The sequence below is a fragment of the Microbacterium aurantiacum genome, from assembly GCF_031625015.1.
GTDB lineage: Bacteria > Actinomycetota > Actinomycetes > Actinomycetales > Microbacteriaceae > Microbacterium > Microbacterium aurantiacum.
Genome location: NZ_JAHWXH010000001.1, coordinates 1,952,700 through 1,975,106 on the forward strand (window position 1 = coordinate 1,952,700; position 22,407 = coordinate 1,975,106).

The 22,407-nt window shown below is 70.6% G+C and carries 23 protein-coding genes; 11 read left to right on the top strand and 12 right to left on the bottom strand.

The window, feature by feature from the left end; all coding sequences use genetic code 11:
- Positions 1-7: 7 nt before the first annotated feature.
- The 7 genes from pstB to KZC50_RS09210 all read right to left on the bottom strand — a co-directional run bounded on the left by pstB (position 8) and on the right by KZC50_RS09210 (position 8,079).
- Positions 8-787, bottom strand: a complete 780-nt coding sequence (pstB, locus tag KZC50_RS09180; protein WP_053547891.1) for a phosphate ABC transporter ATP-binding protein PstB — start codon at positions 785-787, stop codon at positions 8-10.
- Between the two features lie 38 nt (positions 788-825).
- Positions 826-1,932: a phosphate ABC transporter permease PstA gene (gene pstA, locus KZC50_RS09185; RefSeq protein ID WP_310891446.1), complete on the bottom strand. Its 1,107-nt coding sequence runs from the start codon at positions 1,930-1,932 to the stop codon at positions 826-828.
- A gap of 1 nt (position 1,933) precedes the next feature.
- Complete coding sequence (pstC, locus tag KZC50_RS09190) at positions 1,934-2,872, bottom strand: phosphate ABC transporter permease subunit PstC (RefSeq protein ID WP_310891447.1); 939 nt, start codon at positions 2,870-2,872, stop codon at positions 1,934-1,936.
- Between the two features lie 73 nt (positions 2,873-2,945).
- Positions 2,946-4,058: a phosphate ABC transporter substrate-binding protein PstS gene (locus tag KZC50_RS09195; protein ID WP_310891448.1), complete on the bottom strand. Its 1,113-nt coding sequence runs from the start codon at positions 4,056-4,058 to the stop codon at positions 2,946-2,948.
- 175 nt (positions 4,059-4,233) lie between these two features.
- Positions 4,234-5,172, bottom strand: a complete 939-nt coding sequence (locus KZC50_RS09200) for an NUDIX hydrolase (RefSeq protein WP_310891449.1) — start codon at positions 5,170-5,172, stop codon at positions 4,234-4,236.
- Positions 5,169-7,331, bottom strand: coding sequence for an RNA degradosome polyphosphate kinase (locus tag KZC50_RS09205; RefSeq protein ID WP_310891450.1), 2,163 nt, complete (start codon positions 7,329-7,331; stop codon positions 5,169-5,171). The genes KZC50_RS09200 and KZC50_RS09205 overlap by 4 nt, the downstream gene beginning before the upstream one ends.
- A 49-nt stretch (positions 7,332-7,380) precedes the next feature.
- A complete protein-coding gene (locus KZC50_RS09210; RefSeq protein WP_236967614.1) occupies positions 7,381-8,079 on the bottom strand; it encodes a response regulator transcription factor in 699 nt (232 codons plus the stop codon).
- Positions 8,080-8,205: 126 nt separating this feature from the next.
- On the opposite strand from KZC50_RS09210, the gene KZC50_RS09215 reads away from it, so the two are divergent.
- The 4 genes from KZC50_RS09215 to KZC50_RS09230 all read left to right on the top strand — a co-directional run bounded on the left by KZC50_RS09215 (position 8,206) and on the right by KZC50_RS09230 (position 11,489).
- Positions 8,206-8,496 (top strand): hypothetical protein, encoded by a 291-nt coding sequence (locus tag KZC50_RS09215; RefSeq protein ID WP_053547898.1) that lies wholly within the window; start codon positions 8,206-8,208, stop codon positions 8,494-8,496.
- 133 nt (positions 8,497-8,629) lie between these two features.
- Positions 8,630-9,226, top strand: coding sequence for a nitrobindin family protein (locus tag KZC50_RS09220; protein ID WP_310891451.1), 597 nt, complete (start codon positions 8,630-8,632; stop codon positions 9,224-9,226).
- A complete protein-coding gene (ygfZ, locus tag KZC50_RS09225) occupies positions 9,226-10,338 on the top strand; it encodes a CAF17-like 4Fe-4S cluster assembly/insertion protein YgfZ (RefSeq protein ID WP_310891452.1) in 1,113 nt (370 codons plus the stop codon). The genes KZC50_RS09220 and ygfZ overlap by 1 nt, the downstream gene beginning before the upstream one ends.
- Entirely contained in the window at positions 10,335-11,489 is a 1,155-nt protein-coding gene (locus tag KZC50_RS09230; protein ID WP_310891453.1) for an FUSC family protein, read from the top strand. Before ygfZ ends, KZC50_RS09230 begins: the two co-directional genes overlap by 4 nt.
- Positions 11,490-11,506: 17 nt before the next feature.
- On the opposite strand, the gene KZC50_RS09235 is transcribed toward KZC50_RS09230, so the two are convergent.
- Positions 11,507-12,331: a class I SAM-dependent methyltransferase gene (locus tag KZC50_RS09235; protein ID WP_310891454.1), complete on the bottom strand. Its 825-nt coding sequence runs from the start codon at positions 12,329-12,331 to the stop codon at positions 11,507-11,509.
- A 79-nt stretch (positions 12,332-12,410) separates the two neighbouring features.
- Between KZC50_RS09235 and KZC50_RS09240 the strand changes: the two genes are divergently transcribed.
- Entirely contained in the window at positions 12,411-13,160 is a 750-nt protein-coding gene (locus tag KZC50_RS09240; protein WP_301135037.1) for a phosphoglyceromutase, read from the top strand.
- Between the two features lie 65 nt (positions 13,161-13,225).
- On the opposite strand, the gene phoU is transcribed toward KZC50_RS09240, so the two are convergent.
- Positions 13,226-13,918, bottom strand: coding sequence for a phosphate signaling complex protein PhoU (gene phoU, locus KZC50_RS09245; RefSeq protein WP_053547902.1), 693 nt, complete (start codon positions 13,916-13,918; stop codon positions 13,226-13,228).
- A 167-nt stretch (positions 13,919-14,085) separates the two neighbouring features.
- Between phoU and KZC50_RS09250 the strand changes: the two genes are divergently transcribed.
- Positions 14,086-15,321, top strand: coding sequence for a sensor histidine kinase (locus KZC50_RS09250; protein WP_310891455.1), 1,236 nt, complete (start codon positions 14,086-14,088; stop codon positions 15,319-15,321).
- The gene (locus tag KZC50_RS09255) at positions 15,318-16,001 is read left to right on the top strand and encodes a response regulator transcription factor (protein WP_301135031.1); all 684 of its coding nucleotides are present in this window, start codon (positions 15,318-15,320) and stop codon (positions 15,999-16,001) included. Before KZC50_RS09250 ends, KZC50_RS09255 begins: the two co-directional genes overlap by 4 nt.
- A gap of 64 nt (positions 16,002-16,065) precedes the next feature.
- Here KZC50_RS09255 and KZC50_RS09260 read toward each other — a convergent pair whose 3' ends face one another.
- Complete coding sequence (locus tag KZC50_RS09260; RefSeq protein WP_310891456.1) at positions 16,066-16,584, bottom strand: DNA modification methylase; 519 nt, start codon at positions 16,582-16,584, stop codon at positions 16,066-16,068.
- Between the two features lie 146 nt (positions 16,585-16,730).
- On the opposite strand from KZC50_RS09260, the gene KZC50_RS09265 reads away from it, so the two are divergent.
- Together KZC50_RS09265 and ispD are read left to right on the top strand one after the other, a co-directional pair.
- Positions 16,731-17,213: a CarD family transcriptional regulator gene (locus KZC50_RS09265; RefSeq protein ID WP_053547905.1), complete on the top strand. Its 483-nt coding sequence runs from the start codon at positions 16,731-16,733 to the stop codon at positions 17,211-17,213.
- A 36-nt stretch (positions 17,214-17,249) separates the two neighbouring features.
- Entirely contained in the window at positions 17,250-18,458 is a 1,209-nt protein-coding gene (gene ispD, locus KZC50_RS09270) for a 2-C-methyl-D-erythritol 4-phosphate cytidylyltransferase (RefSeq protein WP_310891457.1), read from the top strand.
- Positions 18,459-18,464: 6 nt separating this feature from the next.
- Here the strand turns inward: ispD and KZC50_RS09275 are convergent, their stop codons facing one another.
- Positions 18,465-18,950 (bottom strand): GNAT family N-acetyltransferase, encoded by a 486-nt coding sequence (locus tag KZC50_RS09275; protein WP_053548008.1) that lies wholly within the window; start codon positions 18,948-18,950, stop codon positions 18,465-18,467.
- Between the two features lie 66 nt (positions 18,951-19,016).
- On the bottom strand, positions 19,017-19,940 hold the full coding sequence (locus KZC50_RS09280; protein WP_310891458.1) for a DMT family transporter: 924 nt from the start codon (positions 19,938-19,940) through the stop codon (positions 19,017-19,019).
- A 54-nt stretch (positions 19,941-19,994) separates the two neighbouring features.
- Here KZC50_RS09280 and cysS point away from each other — a divergent pair, with 54 nt between their 5' ends.
- Together cysS and rlmB are read left to right on the top strand one after the other, a co-directional pair.
- Positions 19,995-21,395: a cysteine--tRNA ligase gene (gene cysS, locus KZC50_RS09285; RefSeq protein ID WP_310891459.1), complete on the top strand. Its 1,401-nt coding sequence runs from the start codon at positions 19,995-19,997 to the stop codon at positions 21,393-21,395.
- Positions 21,388-22,392, top strand: coding sequence for a 23S rRNA (guanosine(2251)-2'-O)-methyltransferase RlmB (rlmB, locus tag KZC50_RS09290; protein WP_310891460.1), 1,005 nt, complete (start codon positions 21,388-21,390; stop codon positions 22,390-22,392). The genes cysS and rlmB overlap by 8 nt, the downstream gene beginning before the upstream one ends.
- Positions 22,393-22,407 lie beyond the last annotated feature (15 nt).

Here is a 22,407-nt window from a genome sequence, read left to right on the forward strand (position 1 = left end):
CCGGAGCTCACCCGAAGCGGCCCGAGACGTAGTCCTCGGTGGCCTGCACCGACGGCGTCGTGAAGATCGTCGTGGTGTCGTCGTACTCGATGAGCTTGCCCGGCTTGCCGGTGCCGGCGATGTTGAAGAACGCCGTCTTGTCGCTCACACGGGAGGCCTGCTGCATGTTGTGCGTGACGATCACGACGGTGTAGTCGTTCTTCAGCTCGCCGATGAGTTCTTCGATCGCGTAGGTCGAGATCGGGTCGAGCGCCGAGCAGGGCTCGTCCATGAGAATGACCTCGGGCGAGACGGCGATCGCCCGTGCGATGCACAGGCGCTGCTGCTGGCCGCCGGACAGTCCCGACCCCGGCTTGTCCAGGCGGTCCTTGACCTCGTTCCAGAGGTTCGCGCCGCGCAGGGAGTTCTCCACGAGCGCATCCGCATCGGACTTGGAGAGCTTCTTGTTGTTGAGCTTCACGCCCGCCAGCACGTTCTCCTTGATCGACATCGTGGGGAACGGGTTCGGGCGCTGGAAGACCATGCCCACCTGGCGGCGCACGAGCACAGGGTCGACCGACGGGCCGTAGAGGTTCATGCCGTCCAGCATCACCTCGCCCTCCACACGGGCACCGGGGATCACCTCGTGCATGCGGTTCAGGGTCCGCAGGAAGGTGGACTTGCCGCAGCCGGACGGGCCGATGAAAGCGGTGACGCTGCGGGGTTCGATGTCGAGCGTGACGCCCTCGACGGCCAGGAAGTCGCCGTAGTAGACGTTCAGGTCGTTGACTTCGATGCTCTTGGACACGTTGTTCCTCTGGGTTCGGGTATTCGGGCCGCGCGGACTCAGCGGCCGAGCTTGGGGGCGAAGATGCGCGCGACGAGCCGCGCGATGAGGTTCAGCGCCATGACGATGACGATGAGGACGAGGGCGGCGCCCCACGCCCGGTCGATGAAGGCCGAGGCGGGGATGCCCTGGTTCATGTACTGCGAGTAGGCGAAGACGGGGAGCGTCGCCATGCGTCCGTCGAAGAGGTTGTAGTTCATGGACGCGGTGATGCCCGCCGTCAGCAGCAGGGGCGCGGTCTCGCCGATGACGCGTGCGACCGAGAGCATGACGCCCGTGGTGATACCGGCGATCGAGGTGGGGATGACCACCTTGACGATCGTGAGCCACTTGGGGACGCCGAGGGCGTAGGCGGCCTCGCGCAGCTCGTTGGGGACGAGACGCAGCATCTCCTCCGTGGCGCGGACGACGACGGGGATCATCAGCACCGCGAGGGCCACCGAGCCCATGATTCCCATACGGATGCCGGGTCCGAGGAAGAGGGCGAACAACGCGTAGGCGAACAGGCCCGCGACGATCGAGGGGATGCCGGTCATGACGTCGACGAGGAACGTGATGCCGCGCGCGAGGCGCTTCCCGGCTCCGTACTCGACGAGGTAGATCGCGGTGAACAGGCCGATCGGAATCGAGATGACGGCCGCGGCGAGGGTGATCAGCAACGTGCCGACGATGGCGTGCAGGATGCCGCCGCCCTCGCCGACGACGTTGCGCATCGAGTTGGTGAAGAACTCCGCAGACAGTGCCGCGACGCCGTTGACGATGACGGTCGTCGCGACCGAGACCAGCGGCAGCATGGCGATGAGGAACGCGATCGTCACGACGCCCGTCACGAGCCGGTCGATGCCCTTGCGGCGACCCTCCACGACGGCGGACACCGTGAAGATGGTCGCGAGGTACAGCAGGGCGCTCACGACGAGCCATCCCGGGACGTTGAAGTCCCCCGAGGCCAGCGAGACGACGAAGAAGATGAGGGCGGCGGCGCCGGCGGCGAGACCCAGGAGCGCCCACGGCGTCCAGGTGGGCAGCTTGCCGCTCGTGATCCGACGGCTGTCCTCGACCGGGGTGGAGCTCGCGGGGTTCGGCGGCGCGATGGTGGTGGCGCTCATGTCAGTTGGCTCCCGAGAACTCTTTGCGCCGGCTGATCACCCAGCGGGCGACGGCGTTGACGGCGAAGGTGACGATGAACAGGATCAGGCCGGTCGCGATCAGCACGTTGATGTTCGTGCCGTAGGCCTCGGGGAACGTGAGGGCGATGTTCGCCGGGATGGTGGAGGGATTCTCGGACGTGAAGAGCTGGAAGGTCACGACACCCGTCGCCGAGAGCACGAGGGCCACGGCCATCGTCTCACCGAGCGCGCGCCCGAGGCCGAGCATCGAGGCGGAGATGATGCCGCTGCGGCCGAACGGGAAGACGGCCATCGTGATCATCTCCCAGCGGGTGGCCCCGAGGGCGAGCGCGGCTTCCTCGTGCAGAACCGGGGTCTGCAGGAAGACTTCACGGCAGATGGCGGTGATGATCGGGACCACCATGACCGCGAGCACGATCGCCGCGGTGAAGATCGTTCGGCCCGTGGCCGAGGCGGTGCCGCTGAAGAGCGGGAACCAGCCCATGTTGGTGGTCAGCCAGACGTAGAGGGGCTGTACGGCGGGCGCGAGGACGAGGATGCCCCACAGGCCGAAGACGACCGACGGGACGGCCGCGAGGAGGTCGATGATGTAGCCGAGCGTCTGCGCGAGCCGGCGGGGCGCGTAGTGCGAGATGAACAGTGCGATGCCCACCGACAGCGGGACGGCCATGAGGAGGGCGAGGAAGGACGCCCACACCGTGCCGAAGACGAGCGGCCAGACGTAGCCCCAGAAGTCGGTGCGGAGGAGCGACGCCGACTCCGGTGTGGCCGTGAGGCCCGGAATCGACTGGATGATGAGGAAGATCGCGACGGCGGCGAGGGTGACGAGGATCATTGATCCCGCGGCCAGCGCGGTGCCCGAGAACCAGCGGTCACCGGGCCGCTGTTTGGCCTTGATGGCCGGGGCTGTCGTGGTCATGGCGTCCTGTTCTCGGGTGGGTGTTCGTGGGAATGGCCGGCCCGTCGCGGTGCGACGGGCCGGCCACACGGTATCAGTCGACGACGATCAGGTCGATCGCGGCGTTGACCTGTTCGCGCAGGGTGTCCGAGATCGGGGCGCTGCCGGCGGAGGCCGCGGCCTCGTCCTGACCCTCGGGGCTGGCGACGTACTGCAGGTAGCCCTTCACCAGCGGGGCTGCGGCGGTGTCGGAGTACTCCTGGCACGCGATCATGTAGCTGATCAGGACGATCGGGTAGACGCCCTCCGCGGTCGAGGTGCGGTCGAGAGCGATCGCGAGGTCGCCCTCGCCGCGACCCTCTTCGAACGGCGAAGCGTCGACGATGGCGGCGGCAGCCTCGGGCGAGTACTCCACGAAGGCGTCGCCGACCTGGACGGCGGCGGTGGACAGACCCTCCTCCGCGGCGCGCGAGGCGTCGGCGTAGCCGATGGTGCCGTTGCCGCCGGCGACGGCCGAGACGACACCCGAGGTGCCCTGCGCGGCCTCGCCGCTGGTGAAGGGCCAGACGCCGTCGGGCTCTTCGGTCCAGACCGAGGGCGCAGCCTCGAACAGGTAGGCGGTGAAGTTCTCGGTGGTGCCCGAGTCGTCGGCGCGGTGAACCGGGGTCACGGCGAGGTCGGGGAGCTCGACGCCCTCGTTCAGCTCGGCGATGGCCGGGTCGTTCCAGTTGGTGATCGTGCCGGCGAAGAGGCCCGCGATCACGTCGGCCGAGAGGTTCAGCGAGTCGACGCCGTCGAGGTTGAAGATGACCGCGATCGGGGAGATGTACGTCGGCAGCTCGATGATCCCGGCGCCCTCGACGCAGCCGTCGAAGGGGCCCTCGGCGATCTCGTCCATGGTGAACGCGCGGTCCGAACCGGCGAACTGGAAGGCGCCCGCCTGGAACGACTCGCGGCCCGCGCCGGAGCCGGCGGGGTCGTAGTTGACGGTGGCGTCGGGGTTGGCGGTCTGGAAGCCGGCGGTCCAGGTCTGGACGGCGACCTCCTGCGAGGAGGCACCACCGCCCGAGAGCGTGCCGGAGAGGCTCGAGCCGGTGTCGGTGCCGGCGTCGGTCGACGTGCCACCCTCGTTCGCGGCGCAGCCGGCGAGGGTGAGAGCGGCGACGGCGGCGAGGGCGCCGACCTGGGCGAAGCGGGAGATCTTCACTGTGTGAATCCTTCACATGTCAGAGAAACGAAACCCGATCGGGTTTCGGGTTGAGGCCCGGTGCAGGGCACGACCTGACGGTAAGCACGGACTCTTAAGAGCGTGCGCTGTGTCGGTGAACGGAAGGTGAACGACCGGCCGCGAACCGCACCGGCCGGCCGCGGCGCAGGCGGTGTCACACCTTCGGCGCGTGCGTCTCGATAGCGACGATGCCCGATCCGGGGTTCTGGACCGATAGGTGCACGACGGAGAAGGCGCCGGGCTCCAGAGCGGACGCGCTGCCGAGGTACGAGCCGCGGAGGGTGCCGGTCGCCAGCGCCAGCTCGGCGAGGATGTCGGGGAGCACCGGACCGTGCGAGCACAGGATCGCTGGCTTGCGGGCCCGCACGCGCGCGCCGATGACCGAGCGTGCGTCGGAGTGCCCCTCCTCCCACGCATCCTGGCTGATGAGCGGGGTGGTCTCGATCTTCTTGCCCGTCGCCGCCGCCAGGGGGACGACGGTCTTGTGACAGCGCACGGCGGGGGAGGAGATGATCTTTCGTGCGCCGAAGGCCAGGAGCGGTCCGACGATCGACCGCGACTGCTTCCTGCCGCGCGGGGCGAGCGGGCGCTGCGCGTCGTCGCCCTCCCATTCCTCCCGGGGGAGCGCTTTGGCATGGCGGAGGGCGATGATGGGGAAGGTCTGGAGGATGCCCTCGTCGATGAGGCGCGCGAAGTTCTCCAGGATCTCCACGTCGACCGGATAGCTCAGGCGGGTGCGCGCCTTCTTCAGGCTCACCCACTCGAGCGCCGCGATCTCCTTGTTCGGAACGAAAGACGACGTGCGGATGGCGGGCTCGGTGGCCTCCGCGGACCAGTAGTGCACGATCTTCGTCCGCTTGCTGGGGAGCCGGTAGCGCGAGACGCCGATCGGCACGCCGAGATGGACGCGGATGCCGGTCTCCTCGTGGATCTCGCGCGCCGCGGTCTCGGCGAGCATCTCGCCGGGGTCGACCTTCCCCTTGGGGAGGGTCACATCGCGGTATTTCGTGCGATGGATCAGCAGCACGCGGAGCTTGCCGTCCACCATCCGCCACACCACGCCGCCGGCCGCGTAGATCGCGGTCTCCGTCATCGCACCGCCCGGGCCCGGCGACGGCGCTGCACCGCCGACATGGAGCGGTCCTGCATGTCGACGAGGAGCTTGCCCTCGGCATCCGTGCTGTGGCGGACCCACTCTCCGTCGGCACCGAGGTGCCAGGAGCTGGTCTTGTCGCTCATCGCCAGGTCGAACAGGGAGGAGAGCTCCTTCACGTGTCCCGGATCGACCACGCGCACGAGGGCCTCCACGCGACGGTCGAGGTTGCGGTGCATCATGTCGGCGCTGCCGATGTAGACGTGCGGGTCGCCGTCGTTGTCGAAGGCGAAGATGCGGGAGTGCTCGAGATACCGTCCGAGGATGCTGCGGACGGTGATGTTCTCGCTCATCCCCGGGACGCCGGGCTTGAGCGAGCAGATGCCCCGCACCCATACCTCGACGGTGACGCCGGCCTGGCTCGCGCGGTACAGCGCATCGATGATCTGCTCATCGACCATGGAGTTGACCTTGATGCGCACGCGCGCGGGCTTGCCCTCCTGGGCGTTGTGTCGTTCCTTGTCGATGAGCCGCAGGAGACCCTTCCGCAGGTGGAGGGGGGCGACCAGCAGCCGCTTGAACTTCTTCTCGATGGCGTACCCGGACAGCTCGTTGAACAGGCGCGTGAGATCCCGCCCGACCTGGTCGTCGACGGTGAACAGGCCGAAGTCTTCGTAGATGCGGCTCGTCTTCGGGTTGTAGTTGCCCGTGCCCACGTGACTGTAGCTGCGCAGCACGCCGTTCTCCTCGCGGATGACCAGGGCCAGCTTGCAGTGGGTCTTCAGGCCGACGAGGCCGTACACGACGTGGACGCCGGCCTTCTCGAGCTTGCGGGCCCACAGGATGTTGTTCGCCTCGTCGAAACGCGCCTTGATCTCCACCAGCGCCAGGACCTGCTTGCCGGCCTCGGCGGCGTCGATGAGGGCCTGCACGATCGGGCTGTCGCCGGAGGTGCGGTAGAGCGTCTGCTTGATCGCGAGGACGTGGGGATCCTTCGCGGCCTGCTCGAGGAAGGCCTGCACGCTCGTCGCGAACGACTCGTACGGGTGGTGGACCAGGACGTCGCCCTTGCGGATGGAGGCGAAGATGTCGGCGCGCTCGTTGTTGTCACCCGGCTGGAAGGCCACCGGGGTCGTCGGCAGATGCGGCTTGTAGTGCAGGTCCGGCCGATCGATGCGCGCGAGATCGAACAGCCCGCGGAGGTCGAGCGGCCCGGGGAGGCGGTAGACCTCCTGCGCGGTGATGTCGAGCTCCTTCAGCAGCAGGTCGAGGGTGAGCTCGTCCATGTCATCGGTGATCTCGAGGCGGATCGGCGGACCGAAGCGGCGGCGGAGGAGCTCGGCCTCGAGAGCCTGGATGAGGTTCTCGGTCTCGTCCTCCTCGATCACGACGTCTTCGTTGCGGGTGAGGCGGAACGCGTGGTGGTCGAGCACCTCCATCCCCGGGAACAGATCGTCGAGGTGGTTGGAGATGAGGTCTTCCAGCGGGAGGTAGCGCACGACGCCGTCCTGCGGCTCGAGCTCCACGAACCGGGGGAGCATCGGCGGAACCTTCAGACGCGCGAACTCCTGGCGTCCCGTCCGCGCGTTGCGGATGCGGATGGCGAGGTTCAGCGAGAGCCCGGAGATGTAGGGGAAGGGGTGCGCCGGGTCGACCGCGAGCGGCATGAGCACGGGGAAGACCCGCGAGTGGAAGTAGTCGTGCATCCGCTCCCGGTCGTCCTCGCCGAGCGTGTCCCACGCGACCACCTGGATGCCGGCGTCCGCGAGGGCGGGCTTGACCGCCGAGGTCCACGCCTCGGCGTGGCGGAGCTGGAGGCGGTGCGCTTCGGCGGAGATATCGGAGAGGACGTCGGCGGCGGAGCGTCCGACGTTCGTGGGGAGGGCGAGCCCGGTGACGATGCGGCGCTTGAGCCCGGCGACGCGGACCATGAAGAACTCGTCGAGGTTGCTGGCGAAGATGGCCAGGAAATTCGCCCGCTCGAGCACGGGGAGGTTCGGATCCTCGGCCAGCTCGAGCACGCGCTGATTGAACGAGAGCCAACTCACCTCGCGGTCGAGGTAGCGATGCTCGGGGAGGAGGGCGTCGGCCTCTTCGGAGACGTCGAAATCGTCGTCATCCGCGTCGATTCCGGGGTCGAGAACCTCTTGTTCGATCACCCCCACATCATGTCAGGGTCGGGTGACGAATGTGTGAACGGATGCCGCCTCAGGCGCCGGTGGTCTCGCGGGCCGCCGGGAGCTGATCCTCTTCGTACACGTTGAAGCGGTAGCCGACGTTGCGGACGGTGCCGATCAGCTGCTCCAGGTCGCCGAGCTTGGCCCGCAGGCGTCGGACGTGGACGTCGACGGTGCGCGTCCCCCCGAAGTAGTCGTAGCCCCACACCTCGCTCAGCAGCTGCTCGCGCGTGAAGACCCGCGACGGGTGCGTGGCGAAGAAGTGGAGGAGCTGGAACTCTTTGTACGTCAGGTCCAGCGGCTTGCCGTGCACCTTGGCGGAGTATGAGGACTCGTCGATGGTGATGCCCGAGGTCTGGATGCGGGTCGACACCTGCTCGGAGTTCTGACGTCCCACGGCCAGTCGGACGCGGGCATCCACCTCCGCGGGGCCGGCGGTGACGAGGATGACGTCGTCCACGCCCCAGTCGGGGGAGACGGCCGTGAGACCGCCCTCGGTGACGATGAGGATGAGCGGTGCGTCGAGACCGGTGGTGTTGAGGATCTTGCACAGCGACTTCGCGCCGACGAGGTCCACGCGCGCGTCGACGAAGATGATGTCGGCGCTGGGTGCGTTCACCAGCTGCGCCGGCTCAGCGGGGATCTGGCGCACCCGATGACTGAGCAGCTCGAGCGCGGGCAGGGCGGGGCCGCCGCCGTGTGCGGAGCTGAGGACGAGCAGCTGGGCCAAAAGTCGCCTTCCGGGCTCTTCGGGGAATGCGTCGTGTGCGATCAGTCTAGGACGTTCGCGCGAACGGTCCTGCGCGGGCGCCCACCGGGGGTGCACACGCGGAGCGTCGTGGGAGACAATAGCGGGATGACCGTGACCGACACCCTTCCGCGTCGTTCGCGCGCCGGCATCCTCTCCGTGTGGATCGCCGCCGCCGTGGCGGGACTCGCGATCGGCCTCTTCGTCCCGTCGGACCTGCGTGCGGCGTGGATGGCTGTCGCCCTCGGCGCGTGCCTCCTGCTCGCCTTCGCGGTCCAGCTCGCCGGCGGTCGCTCGCACGGATTCACGGTGCGGGTCGCGGCGAGCGTCGTCGGCGCCCTCGCCGTGCTCGGGATCGTCAGCCTCGGATTCGGGCTGGCGGCGGTCGTGCCGGGCTAAAGTAGCGTCATGGACCTTCTCGCGCTCGAAATCTTCTTCCTGGGGCTTCTGGGCCTGGCATCGGTGGGGATCGTGTTCGTCTCCGGCGTGGTGGTGAAGAACCTCTACCGCGGCCAGCGCTGAGCAGGGCGTCGTGATCGAGCTCCCGACCGACCTGCCCGCCGACCTCGTCCCCCTCTCCTGGCTCATCGGAGTGTGGGAGGGGAGCGGCGTCATCGACTACGCGGGAGGCGGTCTGTCGGGCGAGTTCACGCACCGCGTGAGCTTCAGCCACGACGGCGGCGACTACCTGAACTACTCGGCCTCCGCATGGATCGACCGCGAGGACGGCGGCCGGACGGCGCTCGTGTCCGAGGTCGGATACTGGCGGCTGTCGCGGAACGCCGGTGACGCGGACCCGGGTCCCGCCCTCCTTCCTCCGACGGCATCCGCGGAGCCCCGGACCGTCGAAGACGTGGAGCGGCTGCGCAACGACGCGGACGGGTTCGACATCGAGGCGGCGATCGTGTACTCCGATGGGATCAGCGAGCTCTACCTCGGCCAGATCCGCGGCCCGCGGATCGACTTGGCCACCGACGCCGTCGTCCGTCCCGCGACGGCCAAGGCCTACGCGGCCGCGACGCGCATGTACGGGCTGGTCGACGGCCATCTGCTGTGGGCGTGGGACATCGCCGCCCTGGGCCACGAACTCGCCTCCCACGCCTCCGCGCGCCTGGCGAAGGTCGCCTGATGGCCCACGCCGCCCCCTTCTCCGCCGTTCCCGGCGCCGTGATCGTCGACGACGTCCTCCAGCACGTCGGGAATCCGATGGCCGAGCAGCGCGCCCTCGCCCGCGGCACCGCGCTGGCGCCGCTGGGTGATCGCGCGGTGATCGCCGTGGACGGCGAGGACCGGCTCACCTGGCTCGACTCCCTGACCTCGCAGGCACTCGCTCGGCTCGCGCCGGGGGAGTCCACCGAACTCCTCGTGCTCGATCCGCAGGGGCGCATCGAGCACGTCGCCGCCGTGGTGGACGACGGAGCGACCGCGTGGCTCATCGTCGATCGCGCCGACGCCGAGGGTCTCCTCGCCTGGCTCACCCGGATGCGGTTCCGTCTGCGCGTCCAGCCGAGATCAGCGGATGCCGAGGTCGCCGTCATCGGCGGTTCCCCCGACGCGATCTCCCGGGTGGCCCCCGCCGCGCCCGCCGGCACGCCTTTGGTCTGGCATGACCCGTGGCCGGCGATCACCCCGGGAGGACACGGATACGCCCCCGTCGATCCGCATCCGGGCTCCGAGCGGCGCTGGGCCGAGGCCCTGGTCGCGATCGAGGAGCTTGATCGGATCGCCGCGGACGCGGCATCCGGTGTCGTCGATCTCGCCGGCGTCGTCGCCGCGGACGCCCTGCGGGTCGCCGCGTGGCGTCCGCGCTGGTCCGGCGAGGTCGACGAGCGCGCCATCCCGCACGAATCCGACTGGATGCGCACCGCGGTGCACCTGTCGAAAGGCTGCTACCGGGGGCAGGAGACGGTGGCCAAGGTGCACAACCTCGGGCACCCGCCCCGCCGGATGGTCGCCCTGCAGCTCGACGGCAGCGATGCCGCCCTTCCCGAGCGTGGTGCAGTCGTCCGTCGCGACGGGGACGAGGTCGGAGTCGTCACATCGGCGGCGCGTCATTTCGAAGAGGGCCCCATCGCCCTTGCGGTGCTCCGACGCGGGGTGCCGGTGGATGCGGCGCTGACCGTCGACGTCGAGGGCGCGCAGATCGCGGCCGCGCAGGAGGTCATCGTCCCGCCGGATGCCGGAGCCACGGCGAACGTGCCGCGGATCACCCGGCTGTCGCGTCGCGCACGGGCGACGTGAGCCCGCGGCGCGGTTCCGGGCGAGGCCCCGGCGCTGCCGATGCCGATCCGCAGGGCCCCGCCCCGGTGACGCTGCCGATCCGCACGGGCTGGCAGGCGCGCCTGGATCCGACGCCGGCGCTCCGGCGCGTGCGGGACTCCGCAATCCCGATCGTGCAGATCGTGGTGGCCGCCACGGCCGCGTACGCGGTCGCCGCCTACGTCTTCGGTCATCCCGCGCCGCTCCTGGCCGCGACCGTGACCGTGTCGAGCCTCGGGCTCGTGCGCGACGCGCGCCCGCGCCGCGTCCTCGAGACCGTGATCGGAATGCTCGTGGGCATCATCGTCGCCGAGCTCCTCCTTCTGGTGGCGGGATCGGGGTGGTGGCAGCTCGCTCTCGCCCTCGGCGTGACCCTCGTCGTCGCCCGCTTCCTCTCTGCGCAGGCCTCGTTCGCGATCGCGGCCGCCATCCAGTCGCTGATCGTGATGATCGTCCCCGCCAACGCGCCTTTCCTGCGGCTCGTGGACGGTCTCATCGGCGGTGTGGCGGCGCTGCTCGCGACCGCGCTCATCCCGCGCGACACGGTGCGCATCGAGGTGCGCGATGCGCGGGCCGTGCTGGGGGCGATCGAGGGGGCCGGGACCGCGCTCGTCCAGGCCCTGCGCCGCGGCGACCGGCGCCGCGCCGAACGCGGTCTCGAGAAGGCCCGGGCGATCCAGCCGATCGCGGACGGGTGGCGGGCGTCGGTCGAGTCGGGCCTCGCGATCGCGCGGATCTCCCCGTTCCTGCGCCGCCAGCGATCGGAGCTCGCGCGCCACGAACGCGTGCGGGAGTCGGTGGAGCTGGCCGGAAGGAACCTGCGCGTCATCGCCCGGCGCGTGGTCTATCTCTGCGACGACGGCACTCCGCGCCCCGTGGCCGCCGACATCCTCGCCGAGACGCTCCGCGCCGTCCGGGTGCTGACCGACGCCCTTGACGACATCTCGCTCGAGCCGGTCGCGCGGTCGCAGCTCGCCGCCGTCGCCGCCCACCTCGACCCCGCCGAGGTGACACCCGGCGCGTCCCTCGGGGATCAGAACCTCATCGCCGCGATCCGGCCCTTCGTGGTCGACCTGCTGGTCGCCACCGGGATGCCGCCGGAGGACGCCCGCGCGGCGGTCCCGCGCATCTGATCCGCAGCGGTCGACCGTCAGCCGGGCGCGACGGCGTCCCACGCGACGGTGATCTCACCGAGTCGAGCGCGGCGGCGCTCGAGCACCGGCCAGTCCTGTGCCGCGACGGCGTCCACGGCCGCGACCCAGCGCTGTCTCGGTCCGAAGGCGCCGAGGCCCGCGGCTCGCTCCCATTCGGCGTCGAGCGCGGCGAGGAAGCGGTGCACGCCTTCGCCCGGCACGTTGCGGTGGATGAGCGCCTTCGGCAGCCGCTCCGCCGCCACGAGGGGCGAACGCAGCTCCTCCAGGCGGAGGGAGAGCGTGAGGGTCCGGGGGAGGGCATCGGGGCCCGCTGCGATCCACGCGCACACGCGCCCGCGCTCGTCGCACGTGCCTTCGACGAGCAGCCCGTCCGGTGCGAGTCGTCCGGCCATCTGCGACCACGCCGCCGCGACATCCGTCTCGTCGTACTGGCGCAGCACGTTCATCGCGCGGATGATCCCGGCCGCCCGGCCGTGGGGAAGCGGCACCTCGAAGCCGCCGCGCGCGAAGTCCACGCGTGCGTCCGGGGCGAACGCCGTCCCGCCCGCCTGTACCTCGGCGAGCTGGCCCCGGGCGCGCTCCACGCGCTCCGGATCGATCTCCAGCCCGAGGACCTCGACGTCAGGCCGGGTGCGGGCCAGACGCGCGTGCAGCTCGAGCGCGGTCACGCCGCTGGCCCCGTAGCCGAGGTCGACCACGAGCGGATCGGCAAGACGGCGCAGCTCCGTGCGCGTGGCGATCCAGCGGTCGACGCGGCGGAGTCGATTGGTGTGGGTGGTCCCGCGCGTGATGCGGCCCACGGGACCGCGAGCGGGAGCCATCCGTCCATCATGACAGCGGGGTGTCGGTGAGACCGTCTCCGGCCGGGAGGCGATGGATGCGCCCGATATCATGGGGCCCATGACTGCGCCTCACACGCTGATCCTCCTCCGCCACGGCCAGAGCGAGTGGAACGAGCTCAACCTCTTCACCGGCTGGGTCGACGTCCGCCTGACCGAGCAGGGCAAGGCCGAGGCCGCTCGCGGCGGCTCGCTGCTCGCCGAGGCGGGTCTCCTCCCCGATATCCTCCACACCTCCCTCCTGAGCCGCGCGATCCAGACCGCGAACATCGCCCTGGACGCCGCCGACCGCCTCTGGATCCCGGTGACCCGCTCGTGGCGTCTGAACGAGCGTCACTACGGCGCCCTGCAGGGCAAGGACAAGGCCCAGACGCTCGAGGAGTTCGGTCAGGAGCAGTTCATGCTCTGGCGCCGTTCGTTCGACGTGCCGCCGCCCGAGCTCGCCGATGACAGCGAGTGGAGCCAGGTGGGCGACCCCCGTTATGCGGGCATCGACGGGGACGTCCCCCGCACCGAGTCGCTCAAGCTCGTGATCGACCGTCTGCTCCCGTACTGGGACGAGGCGATCGCGCCCGACCTGCGCTCCGGGAAGACCGTGCTCGTCACCGCCCACGGCAATTCGCTCCGCGGGCTCGTGAAGCACCTCGAGGGCATCAGCGACGCCGACATCGCCGAGCTCAACATCCCCACCGGCATCCCGCTGGTCTACCGCCTCGACGAGAACCTCGTCCCCCTCGGTCCGGGCGAGTACCTCGACCCCGAGGCCGCGGCGGCGGGAGCTGCGGCCGTCGCCAACCAGGGCAAGAACTGACCTGACGAACGACGGAGCCGGATGCCTCTTCCCGAGGCATCCGGCTCCGTCGTTCGTGCGGGCGGTCAGGCGAGACCGGTCACGGTCTCCGTCGCGACGTCCAGCGCGCCGGTGGGGGCGGTCCAGTCACCGGTGGAGAGGTAGGCGACCTTCTTGGCCACCGACACCGCGTGGTCGGCGAAGCGCTCGTGGTACCGGCTCGCGAGGGTGGCATCCACGGTCGCGGCCGCCTCCCCCTGCCAGCTGTCGCTGAGGACCTTCTCGAAGACCGCGACGTGCAGGTCGTCGAGGTCGTCGTCGGCGTTGCGGATCTCTTCGACGAGGGCGAGCTCCTGCGTGCGCAGCAGCTCGGTGAGGCGGCGGGCGACCTCGACGTCGAGCTCGCCCATCTTCAGGAACGTCGACTTCAGTCCCTTGGGGATGGCCCGCTCCGGGAAGCGCATGCGGGTGAGCTGTGCGATGTGCTCTGCGATGTCGCCCATCCGCTCGAGCGACGCCGACATCCGCAGCGCGCTGACCACGATGCGCAGGTCGCGCGCGACCGGCTGCTGGCGGGCGAGGATCTCGATGGCCATCTCGTCGAGGGCGAGGGCCTTCTCGTCGATGACCGCGTCGGCGTCGATGACCTCTTCGGCCAGGGCGACGTCGCTCGTGCCGAAGGCGCGGGTGGCTTTGTCGATGGCGATGGTGACGAGCTCGGAGATCTCGACGAGGCGGTTCTGCACGTCCTCGAGGGACTGGTGGAAGACTTCGCGCATCCGTGGGACCTTTCTGGATTCCGGGCAGGCGTGCGCCTGGCGGCGCTGGCGATCATCACCGGCGAAGGTTAACGGGCGGTGCCTGCCCGGTGAATAGTACCCGCACCCCCGGACGGTGCTCGGGAGGCCGTCCGCGCGGAGCGCGCCGGCACCCTTACGCTGTGACCATGGATTCGCTGCAGCTCGCGCTGCTCGCCCTCCTCGCCGGCATCGTCATCGGGGGCTCTCTCGCCGCACTCGTGGTGACCTCGCTCCGGGTGCGGGATCGGGCTCGGGCTGAGACGTCCCGCGAGATCCCCGAGGGGGTTCGAGAGGTCCTCCAGGGGATGGATGACGCCGCTCTCGTCGTGGACGCCTCCTTCACGGTGCTCGCCCTGTCGCCGTCGGCCGCCTCGTTCCACTTCGTGCGCGGCGGGTCTCTCGCCAGCGAAGAGCTCCGGGACGCGATCCGGGTGATCCGCGGCGGCCAGTCCTCCTGGTCCGGGTCGCTCCGCCTTCAGCGCGGCGCGCCGCCGGCCGAGCCTCGGCTCGTCGCCGCGCGGGCGACCCGCATCTCCCCGCGGCTCACCCTGCTCGTGCTGCACGACATCACCGAGCGGGAGCGCGTCGAGCAGATGCGCCGGGACTTCGTGGCCAACACCAGCCACGAGCTGAAGACGCCCGTGGGAGCGGTGAGCCTCCTCGCCGAGGCGATCGAGTCCGCCGCGGACGATCCGCCCCAGGTGCGGATCTTCGCCACGCGGCTCTCCGCGGAGGCGTCGCGCCTGGCGCAGCTGACCTCGCGCATCCTGAACCTGTCGCGCCTGCAGGCCTCCGATGAGCTCACGGACGAGCGTGACGTCGCCATCGACGAGGTCGTCGCCTCCGCTGTCGACGCCAACGCGATCCTCGCGGATTCCGCGGGGGTCAGTGTCGTGCGCGGAGGCGAGCGCGGTCTGTACGTGCGCGGCGACGCCCAGGTGCTCGGTGAAGCGGTCGGGAACCTCATCGCCAACGCCATCGCCTATTCGCCGCGCGGATCCAAGGTCGGCGTCGGGATCACCCTGACCGACGCCGTCGTGGAGATCGCGGTCACCGACCGCGGCATCGGCATCGCCGAGGGCGATCAGGAACGCGTCTTCGAACGGTTCTACCGTGCCGATCCGGCTCGTGCCCGGCGCACCGGGGGGACGGGGCTCGGCCTCGCCATCGTCAAGCACGCGGTCCAGCGCCACGGCGGCGAGGTCCGGCTGTGGTCGCGCCCGGGACGCGGCTCGACCTTCACCATCCGACTGCCGGCCGTCGACGCCCCCGTCGACGACCGCCCCGAGCGACCGGACCGCCGCCCCAAGCGCGCGCGCAAGGTCGCCACGACCGTGCCGGCGGCTTCGCCGTCGCGCATCGAGAACGGAGACACCGCATGACCGCCGTCCTGATCGTGGAGGACGAGCCCGACCTCGCCGACCCGTTGGCCTATCTCCTGCGGCGCGAGGGCTACGACGTGGAGATCGCCGAGGACGGACCCGCCGCGCTCGCCGCCTTCCGCGAGCGCGGGGCCGACATCGTGCTGCTGGACCTCATGCTGCCCGGGATGCCGGGGACGGAGGTCTGCCGCCAGATCCGCTCCAGCGCGACCGTCCCGATCGTGATGCTCACCGCCAAGGACTCCGAGGTGGACATCGTGGTGGGTCTGGAGCTCGGTGCCGACGATTACGTCACCAAGCCGTACTCGTCGCGCGAGCTCCTCGCGCGGATGCGTGCCGTCCTGCGGCGCTTCTCCCAGCGGGAAGCCGAGCTCGACGAACGGGTCCTGGAGGGCGGACGCGTCGTCCTCGACATCGACCGGCACACGGTGGCCGTCGACGGACGCGAGATCAACATGCCGCTCAAGGAGTTCGAGCTCCTCGAGGTCCTGATGCGCAACGCCGGCCGGGTCCTCACCCGCGGTCAGCTGATCGACCGCGTGTGGGGCAGCGACTACTTCGGCGACACCAAGACGCTGGACGTCCACATCAAGCGCATCCGCTCGCGGATCGAGGAGAATCCCGGCTCGCCCACGATGCTGGTCACCGTGCGCGGGCTCGGCTACCGCTTCGAGGGCTGACCCGGACCGCTACGACGACGAAGGGGCCGGCATCCGCGTGGATGCCGGCCCCTTCGTGTGCGCGTCAGTCGCGGGGGACGAGGGGCGCGAGGTATTCGAGTTCGCCGTCGAGGACCGGGACGGCCAACAGCATTCCCTCGGCATCGCCGGACTGGAAGTATCCCGGGATGTTCGCACCCGGAGGAGTGTCGAGCCCTTCGACCAGGAGCGGCTCTTCGCCGTCGGCGCCGAGGCTGACGGTCGTGCGCGCCGGTACGCGCAGCTCGAGGTCGATGGTCGACCCCTCGCCCAGCTCGACCACGAGGGTGTGCGCGGTGTCGGTGGGGTTCACGACGGCGGCGACGAAGTTGCCGACCGCGCCGGTCTCATCGGCGACGATGAAGGCGTTGCGCACCTCGAGCGGCCCGGAGTCGAAGACGTTCACGCCCTCGGCAGCCGAATACTGAATGGTCGTGGACTGCGGGGTGAGGAAGGTGCACCCCGTGGCGCCGAGGACCACGGCGGCGCCGAGCGCCGCCGACGCGATCAGGCGCGGGCTCCTGGCGGGGCGTCCTTCGCCGATGCGGCGGCGTGTCGAGATCACGGATCCTCCTGATGTGGGGGTGACGGCTTCCCCATGCATTCTAGGGGCTGGATCCGCGGCGTCGCGTGGCGCGCCCGGGCGGGGGCGGAGAACCTTAGCGTATAAACGCTGTGGTAGTCTGGAGTTTGCCGAAAGGACATAACTCCATGCTTTTTGAGGTTGGCGAGACCGTTGTCTACCCGCACCACGGGGCGGCGACGATCATCGAGGTCAAAGACCGGATCATCCGGGGCGAGACCAAGAAGTACCTGAAGCTCAACGTCACCCAGGGAGACCTCGTCATCGAGGTCCCTGCCGAGAACGTCGATCTGGTCGGCGTCCGCGACGTCATCGGCAAGGAGGGTCTGGACCGCGTCTTCGAGGTCCTGCGCGCCCCCTTCACCGAAGAGCCGACCAACTGGTCGCGTCGGTACAAGGCGAACCTCGAGAAGCTCGCCTCCGGCGACGTCATCAAGGTCAGCGAGGTCGTGCGCGACCTCTGGCGTCGCGATCAGGACCGCGGTCTGTCGGCGGGGGAGAAGCGGATGCTCGCCAAGGCGAAGCAGATCCTGATCTCGGAACTCGCCCTGGCCGAGAAGACCGACGAGGAGCGCGCGAGCGTGATCCTCGACGAGGTCCTCGCGTCCTGACCGTCGCAGTCGTCGCGCCCCGGTAGCGTGACGGGTGTGAGCATCGCACCCGTTCCGCGTCTGGCCGTCATCGTCGTCGCCGCCGGCTCCGGCACCCGCCTCGCCGCGGGCGGACCGAAGGCCTTCGTCGGCATCGACGACCGCTCGATCCTCCACCACGCCCTGCGCGGAGTATTCGACGCTCCGGAGGCGCAAGTGGTGGTCGTCGCGCCGGCGGGCCGCGAAGGGGACGCGCTCACCGAAGTCGCCGCGACCGCGGGCGACCGTCTGGACCGCGTCACGGTGGTCGTCGGCGGGGACACGCGCCAGGCGTCCGTCGCCGCGGGCCTCGATGCGCTCTGGGCCGATGTCGAGGTCGTGCTGGTCCACGACGCGGCGCGCGCGCTGACCCCGCCCGAGGTCTTCTCGCGGGTCGTCGCGGCCATCGACGCGGGGGCCGCCGCCGCCGTCCCCGCCCTGCCCGTCGTCGACACCGTCAAGCGCGTCGCCGACGGACGCGTCGTCGCCTCGGTCGATCGCTCTCATCTCGTCGCCGCCCAGACGCCCCAGGGCTTCCGGCGCGACATCCTCGCATCCGCCTACGCCGCCGCTCAGGCGGACTTCACCGACGACGCGGCGCTCGTCGCCGACCGCGGAGAGACGGTCGTCGTCGTCGCCGGTGACGACCGCGCCTTCAAGATCACCACCCCCGCCGATCTCCTGCGTGCTCGTGCGCTCCTCGAGGGCGCCCCGCTTCCGCGGGTCACCGCGCCGACCCCGCCGGCGTCGGCCGACACCCCGCGGGTCGGATTCGGCAGCGACGTGCACGCGTTCGGGGGCGAGGGCGACCTCTGGCTCGCCGGCCTGCACTGGCCGGGGGAGGGCGCGTTGTCGGGACACTCCGACGGCGACGCCATCGCGCACGCGATCGTCGATGCGCTGCTCTCCGCGGCGGGCCTCGGTGACATCGGGACGCACTTCGGGACCGACAAGCCCGAGTATGCCGGAGCCCACGCCGACGCCTTCCTCGGTCGCGCCCGCGCGCTTCTGGCGGAGGCGGGATGGCGTATCGGGAACGTCTCGGTCCAGGTGCAGGCGCGTCGCCCGCGCTTCGCCGGACGACGCGAGGAAGCCGAGCGGGTTCTGTCGACCGCCCTCGGTGGGGCCCCCGTGTCGGTGTCGGCCACCACGACGGACGGCCTCGGGTTCGCCGGCCGTGGCGACGGGGTCTCGGCCTTCGCCGTGGCCCTGGTGCTGCCGGCCTGAACCGCCTCAGACCGTGGCTGTCCCCTCTGCCAGGCGGCGGGTGAAGTAGGCCGAGAGCGGGTCGGCGACGTAGTCGTCGAAGGGCGCGCACGCGGTGAAACCCTCGCTGGCGTAGAGCGCCCGAGCGGCGGTGAAGTCCGCGCCCGACCCCGTCTCGAGCCACAGGCTCTGCAGTCCACGGGCTCGCGCCTCCGCGAGGATGTGCCGGACGAGCGCGCGTCCGACGCCCCGACCGAGGAACCGCGCCTCCACGCGCATCGACTTCACCTCCCCGCGTGCGGCGTCGAGTGTCTTCAGCGCGCCGACGCCGGCGAGCTCCCCGTCGACGTACGCGGCCCAGACCGTGATGGAGGGGGCCCGCAGAGCCTCGACGTCCAGCACGTGGCAGCTGTCCCCCGGAGTCTGCGCGCGCATCTCCGCCTGGTGGCGGGCGAGGAGGTCCCGCGTCGCGGACGAGCTGAGGTCGTCGACGACGATCGTCGGTGTCGGCATCCGTTCAGCGTCCCACAGCACTGTTTCGCCCGCATGACGTGCGGGCGGCCCTGACGGGCGGATGCGTCAGCCCTCGACGGCGAAGGGTGCGGGATCCCTCGGTGCGCGGGATCCCCACGCGAGGAGCGCGAGCCCGGCGCCGAGTACGGTGAGACCGACGATCGCCAGGACCGACAGCCGCTCGTCGAGGACGACGATGCCGAGGACCGCAGCGGTCAGCGGTTCCCCCAGGGTGAGGGTCGCCGCCGTCGCAGCCGTGAGCCCGCTGAGGCCCCACGTGAACAGCACGTACGCGACCGAGATCGTCGCAAGGCCGAGCCACAGCGCCATCACGAATCCGGCGGGCGTCTGCATCCATGCCAGATCGACGAACGGCACGGCGAGGACGCTCACCGCCGCCGAGCTCGCCCCCATCGCGCCGACGACGGTGAAGGGGTCCCACCCGGCGTCCAGCAGTCGACGCTGGGCGTTCGCGATGACGGCGAAGGACGCCCCCGCCCCGATCGAGCCGAGGAGGCCGAGCCCGTCGGTGCCGCCCGCCCCTCCCGCCGATCCGCCGAAGCCGAGGAGGACGACGCCGGCGGTGGCGAGCGCGGTCGCGGCCATCCACGTCGTGGTCGGCATCCGTCGGGTCAGCGCCCATTCGAGGAGCCCCGCGAGGATCGGCGCCGACCCGAGGGCCACGACGGTGCCGACGGCGACGCCGTTGCGCTCGGTGCCGAGGAAGAACAGCGGCTGGTACAGGGCCAGGCAGAGGCCGGTGAGGACCATGAGCGAAAGCGGACGGATGCCGAGCGGCGGGCGCGGGGCGGGGGAGCGCCGCGCGTGCCGGGCGGCGAGGAGGAAGGCCAGGAGCGCCAGCCCCGTGCCGCCGATCACCATCCGCATGACGCCGATCGACAGCGGAGTGGTCCCAGACGGACCGAGCGCCTGGGATGTTCCGGTGGTTCCGAAGAGCATCGCGGCGGCGAGGATGGCGATGACATGCACCGCTCCTTTCTACTGCCCCCACGGCATCGGCACCGTCGCCGGTAGAGTGGTTCGGTGAACGTCCGACTCCACGACAGCAGCACGCAGAGCGTGCGCGCCTTCGTTCCGGCCGATCCGCGACACGTGACGATGTACGTGTGCGGGCCGACCGTGCAGTCCGGACCCCACATCGGACACCTCCGCGGAGCGCTCGCCTTCGACCTCCTGCGCCGCTGGCTCACCCACCGTTTCGGTCGGGTGACGTATGTCCGCAACGTCACCGACATCGACGACAAGGTCCTCCAGAACGCCACCGCCGACGAGCCCTGGTGGGCGCTGGCCTACCGAGTCGAGCGGGAGTTCACCGCCGCGTACGAGGCCATCGGCATCCTTCCACCGACGTACGAACCGCGCGCCACCGCGTCGATCCCGCAGATGATCGAGCTCATCGAGCGACTCATCGCGCGAGGCCACGCCTACCCCGCCGAGGGTAGCGTGTACTTCGACGTGCGCTCGTGGTCCGAGTACGGCATGCTCACCAATCAGCGTCCCGACGCGATGGACTCCTCACCCGACACCGACGCGGGCAAACGCGACCCGCTCGACTTCGCGCTGTGGAAGGCTGCGAAGCCCGGCGAGCCTGGCGACGCCCGCTGGGACTCGCCGTGGGGAGCGGGCCGACCGGGCTGGCACATCGAGTGCTCCGCCATGTCGCGGCGCTACCTCGGGCCCGAGTTCGACCTCCACGGCGGCGGGCTGGACCTGCGCTTCCCGCACCACGAGAACGAGCGCGCGCAGTCGACGGCTGCCGGCGACGGCTTCGCCCGATACTGGGTGCACAACGGTCTGGTGACCGTCGAGGGGCAGAAGATGTCGAAGTCGATCGGCAACGTCATCCTCGCCGCGGACCTCCTCGCCGAGCGCGACCCGCTGGTCGTGCGCTACGCCCTCGCGGCCGCGCACTACCGGTCGAACCTCGACGTCTCCGCGAAGGGGCTCGACGAGGCGGAGGCCGCCCTCGGGCGCATCCGCGGGTTCGTCGAGCGCGCATCCCGGCTCGCCGCCGGACGGGATGCGGATGCCGCACACCCGCTGCCGGAGGCCTTCATCGCCGCGCTGGATGACGACCTCGGTGTTCCGCAGGCGCTCGCCGTCGTCCACGACACCGTCCGCGCCGGAAACGCGGCCGTCGATGCGGACGAGACGGATGCCGCAGTCGCGGCGCTCGGGCAGGTGAGCGCGATGACGGCGATCCTCGGGCTCGATCCCCGCGACCCGCAGTGGCGGACCGCCGTCACCTCCGTCGAGCAGGAGGCGCTCGACGCGCTCGTGCAGACGATGATCGACCAGCGCGCCCGTGCGCGCGCAGACAAGGACTGGGCGAGTGCCGATCGGATCCGCGATGCCATCGCGGCCGCCGGCATCACCCTCGAAGACGGTCCCGCCGGGACCCATTGGAGTGTAGGACATGGCTAAGCCAGGGCGCCCCGGCGCGAGCAAGGGCAACAAGAAGGGCCCCACGAAGGGCACGGGAGGACTCGGTCGGAAGTCCCTCGAGGGCAAGGGGCCGACGCCGAAGGCCGAAGACCGTGCCTGGCACGTCGCCGGCAAGCGGAAGGCCGCCGCCGAGCGCTACGCCGCGGCCGGAGGAAAGGGCAAGCCCGGCGGCAAGCCGAGCGGGCAGGGTGCGCGCGGGCAGAAGGCCAAGAGCGCCGACGACACCGAAACGGTCACCGGCCGCAACTCGGTGCTCGAGGCGCTCCGCGCCAAGATCCCGGCGACCGCGTTCTACATCGCCCAGCGCGTGGAGATGGACGACCGCGTCAAGGAGATGCTCTCGATCGCCACCCATCGCGGCATCCCGGTGCTCGAGGTCACCCGCCCCGAGCTCGATCGGATGGCGGGCTTCGACGGCGTGCACCAGGGCGTCGCCCTCAAGGTGCCGCCCTACGAGTACGCCCACCCGCAGGATCTTCTCGAGAAGGTCATCCACTCGAACCGCACGCCGCTGTTCGTCGCCCTCGACGGCGTCACCGATCCGCGCAACCTCGGTGCGATCATCCGCTCGACCGGTGCGTTCGGCGGACACGGCATCATCCTGCCGCAGCGCCGCTCGGCGAGCGTGAACAGCGCCGCGTGGAAGACCAGCGCCGGTGCCGCCGCCCGCATCCCCGTCGCGCTGGCGGCCAACCTCACCGCGACGCTGAAGGACTTCAAGAAGCAGGGCGTCTTCGTCCTCGGTCTCGCCGGCGACGGGGACGTCTCGCTGCCGGCCCTGGAGCTCGCCGACCGCCCGGTGGTCATCGTCGTCGGCTCCGAGGGCAAGGGGCTGTCACGACTCGTCGCCGAGACGTGCGATCAGATCGTGTCGATCCCGATCGACGCGGCCACCGAGTCGCTCAACGCCGGCATCGCGGCATCCGTCGCGCTGTATCAGGTGTCGACGCTGCGGGCGGCGCCGCGGGAGAGCTGACGCCGCCCGCGCCGC

Coding starts and splice junctions, on each gene's coding strand:
- pstA (WP_310891446.1), bottom strand. CDS start 1,932: ATGAGCGCCACCACCATCGCGCCGCCGAACCCCGCGAGCTCCACCCCG.
- pstC (WP_310891447.1), bottom strand. CDS start 2,872: ATGACCACGACAGCCCCGGCCATCAAGGCCAAACAGCGGCCCGGTGAC.
- KZC50_RS09200 (WP_310891449.1), bottom strand. CDS start 5,172: ATGACGGAGACCGCGATCTACGCGGCCGGCGGCGTGGTGTGGCGGATG.
- KZC50_RS09215 (WP_053547898.1), top strand. CDS start 8,206: ATGACCGTGACCGACACCCTTCCGCGTCGTTCGCGCGCCGGCATCCTC.
- ygfZ (WP_310891452.1), top strand. CDS start 9,226: ATGGCCCACGCCGCCCCCTTCTCCGCCGTTCCCGGCGCCGTGATCGTC.
- KZC50_RS09235 (WP_310891454.1), bottom strand. CDS start 12,331: ATGGCTCCCGCTCGCGGTCCCGTGGGCCGCATCACGCGCGGGACCACC.
- KZC50_RS09240 (WP_301135037.1), top strand. CDS start 12,411: ATGACTGCGCCTCACACGCTGATCCTCCTCCGCCACGGCCAGAGCGAG.
- phoU (WP_053547902.1), bottom strand. CDS start 13,918: ATGCGCGAAGTCTTCCACCAGTCCCTCGAGGACGTGCAGAACCGCCTC.
- KZC50_RS09250 (WP_310891455.1), top strand. CDS start 14,086: ATGGATTCGCTGCAGCTCGCGCTGCTCGCCCTCCTCGCCGGCATCGTC.
- KZC50_RS09255 (WP_301135031.1), top strand. CDS start 15,318: ATGACCGCCGTCCTGATCGTGGAGGACGAGCCCGACCTCGCCGACCCG.
- KZC50_RS09265 (WP_053547905.1), top strand. CDS start 16,731: ATGCTTTTTGAGGTTGGCGAGACCGTTGTCTACCCGCACCACGGGGCG.
- KZC50_RS09275 (WP_053548008.1), bottom strand. CDS start 18,950: ATGCCGACACCGACGATCGTCGTCGACGACCTCAGCTCGTCCGCGACG.
- rlmB (WP_310891460.1), top strand. CDS start 21,388: ATGGCTAAGCCAGGGCGCCCCGGCGCGAGCAAGGGCAACAAGAAGGGC.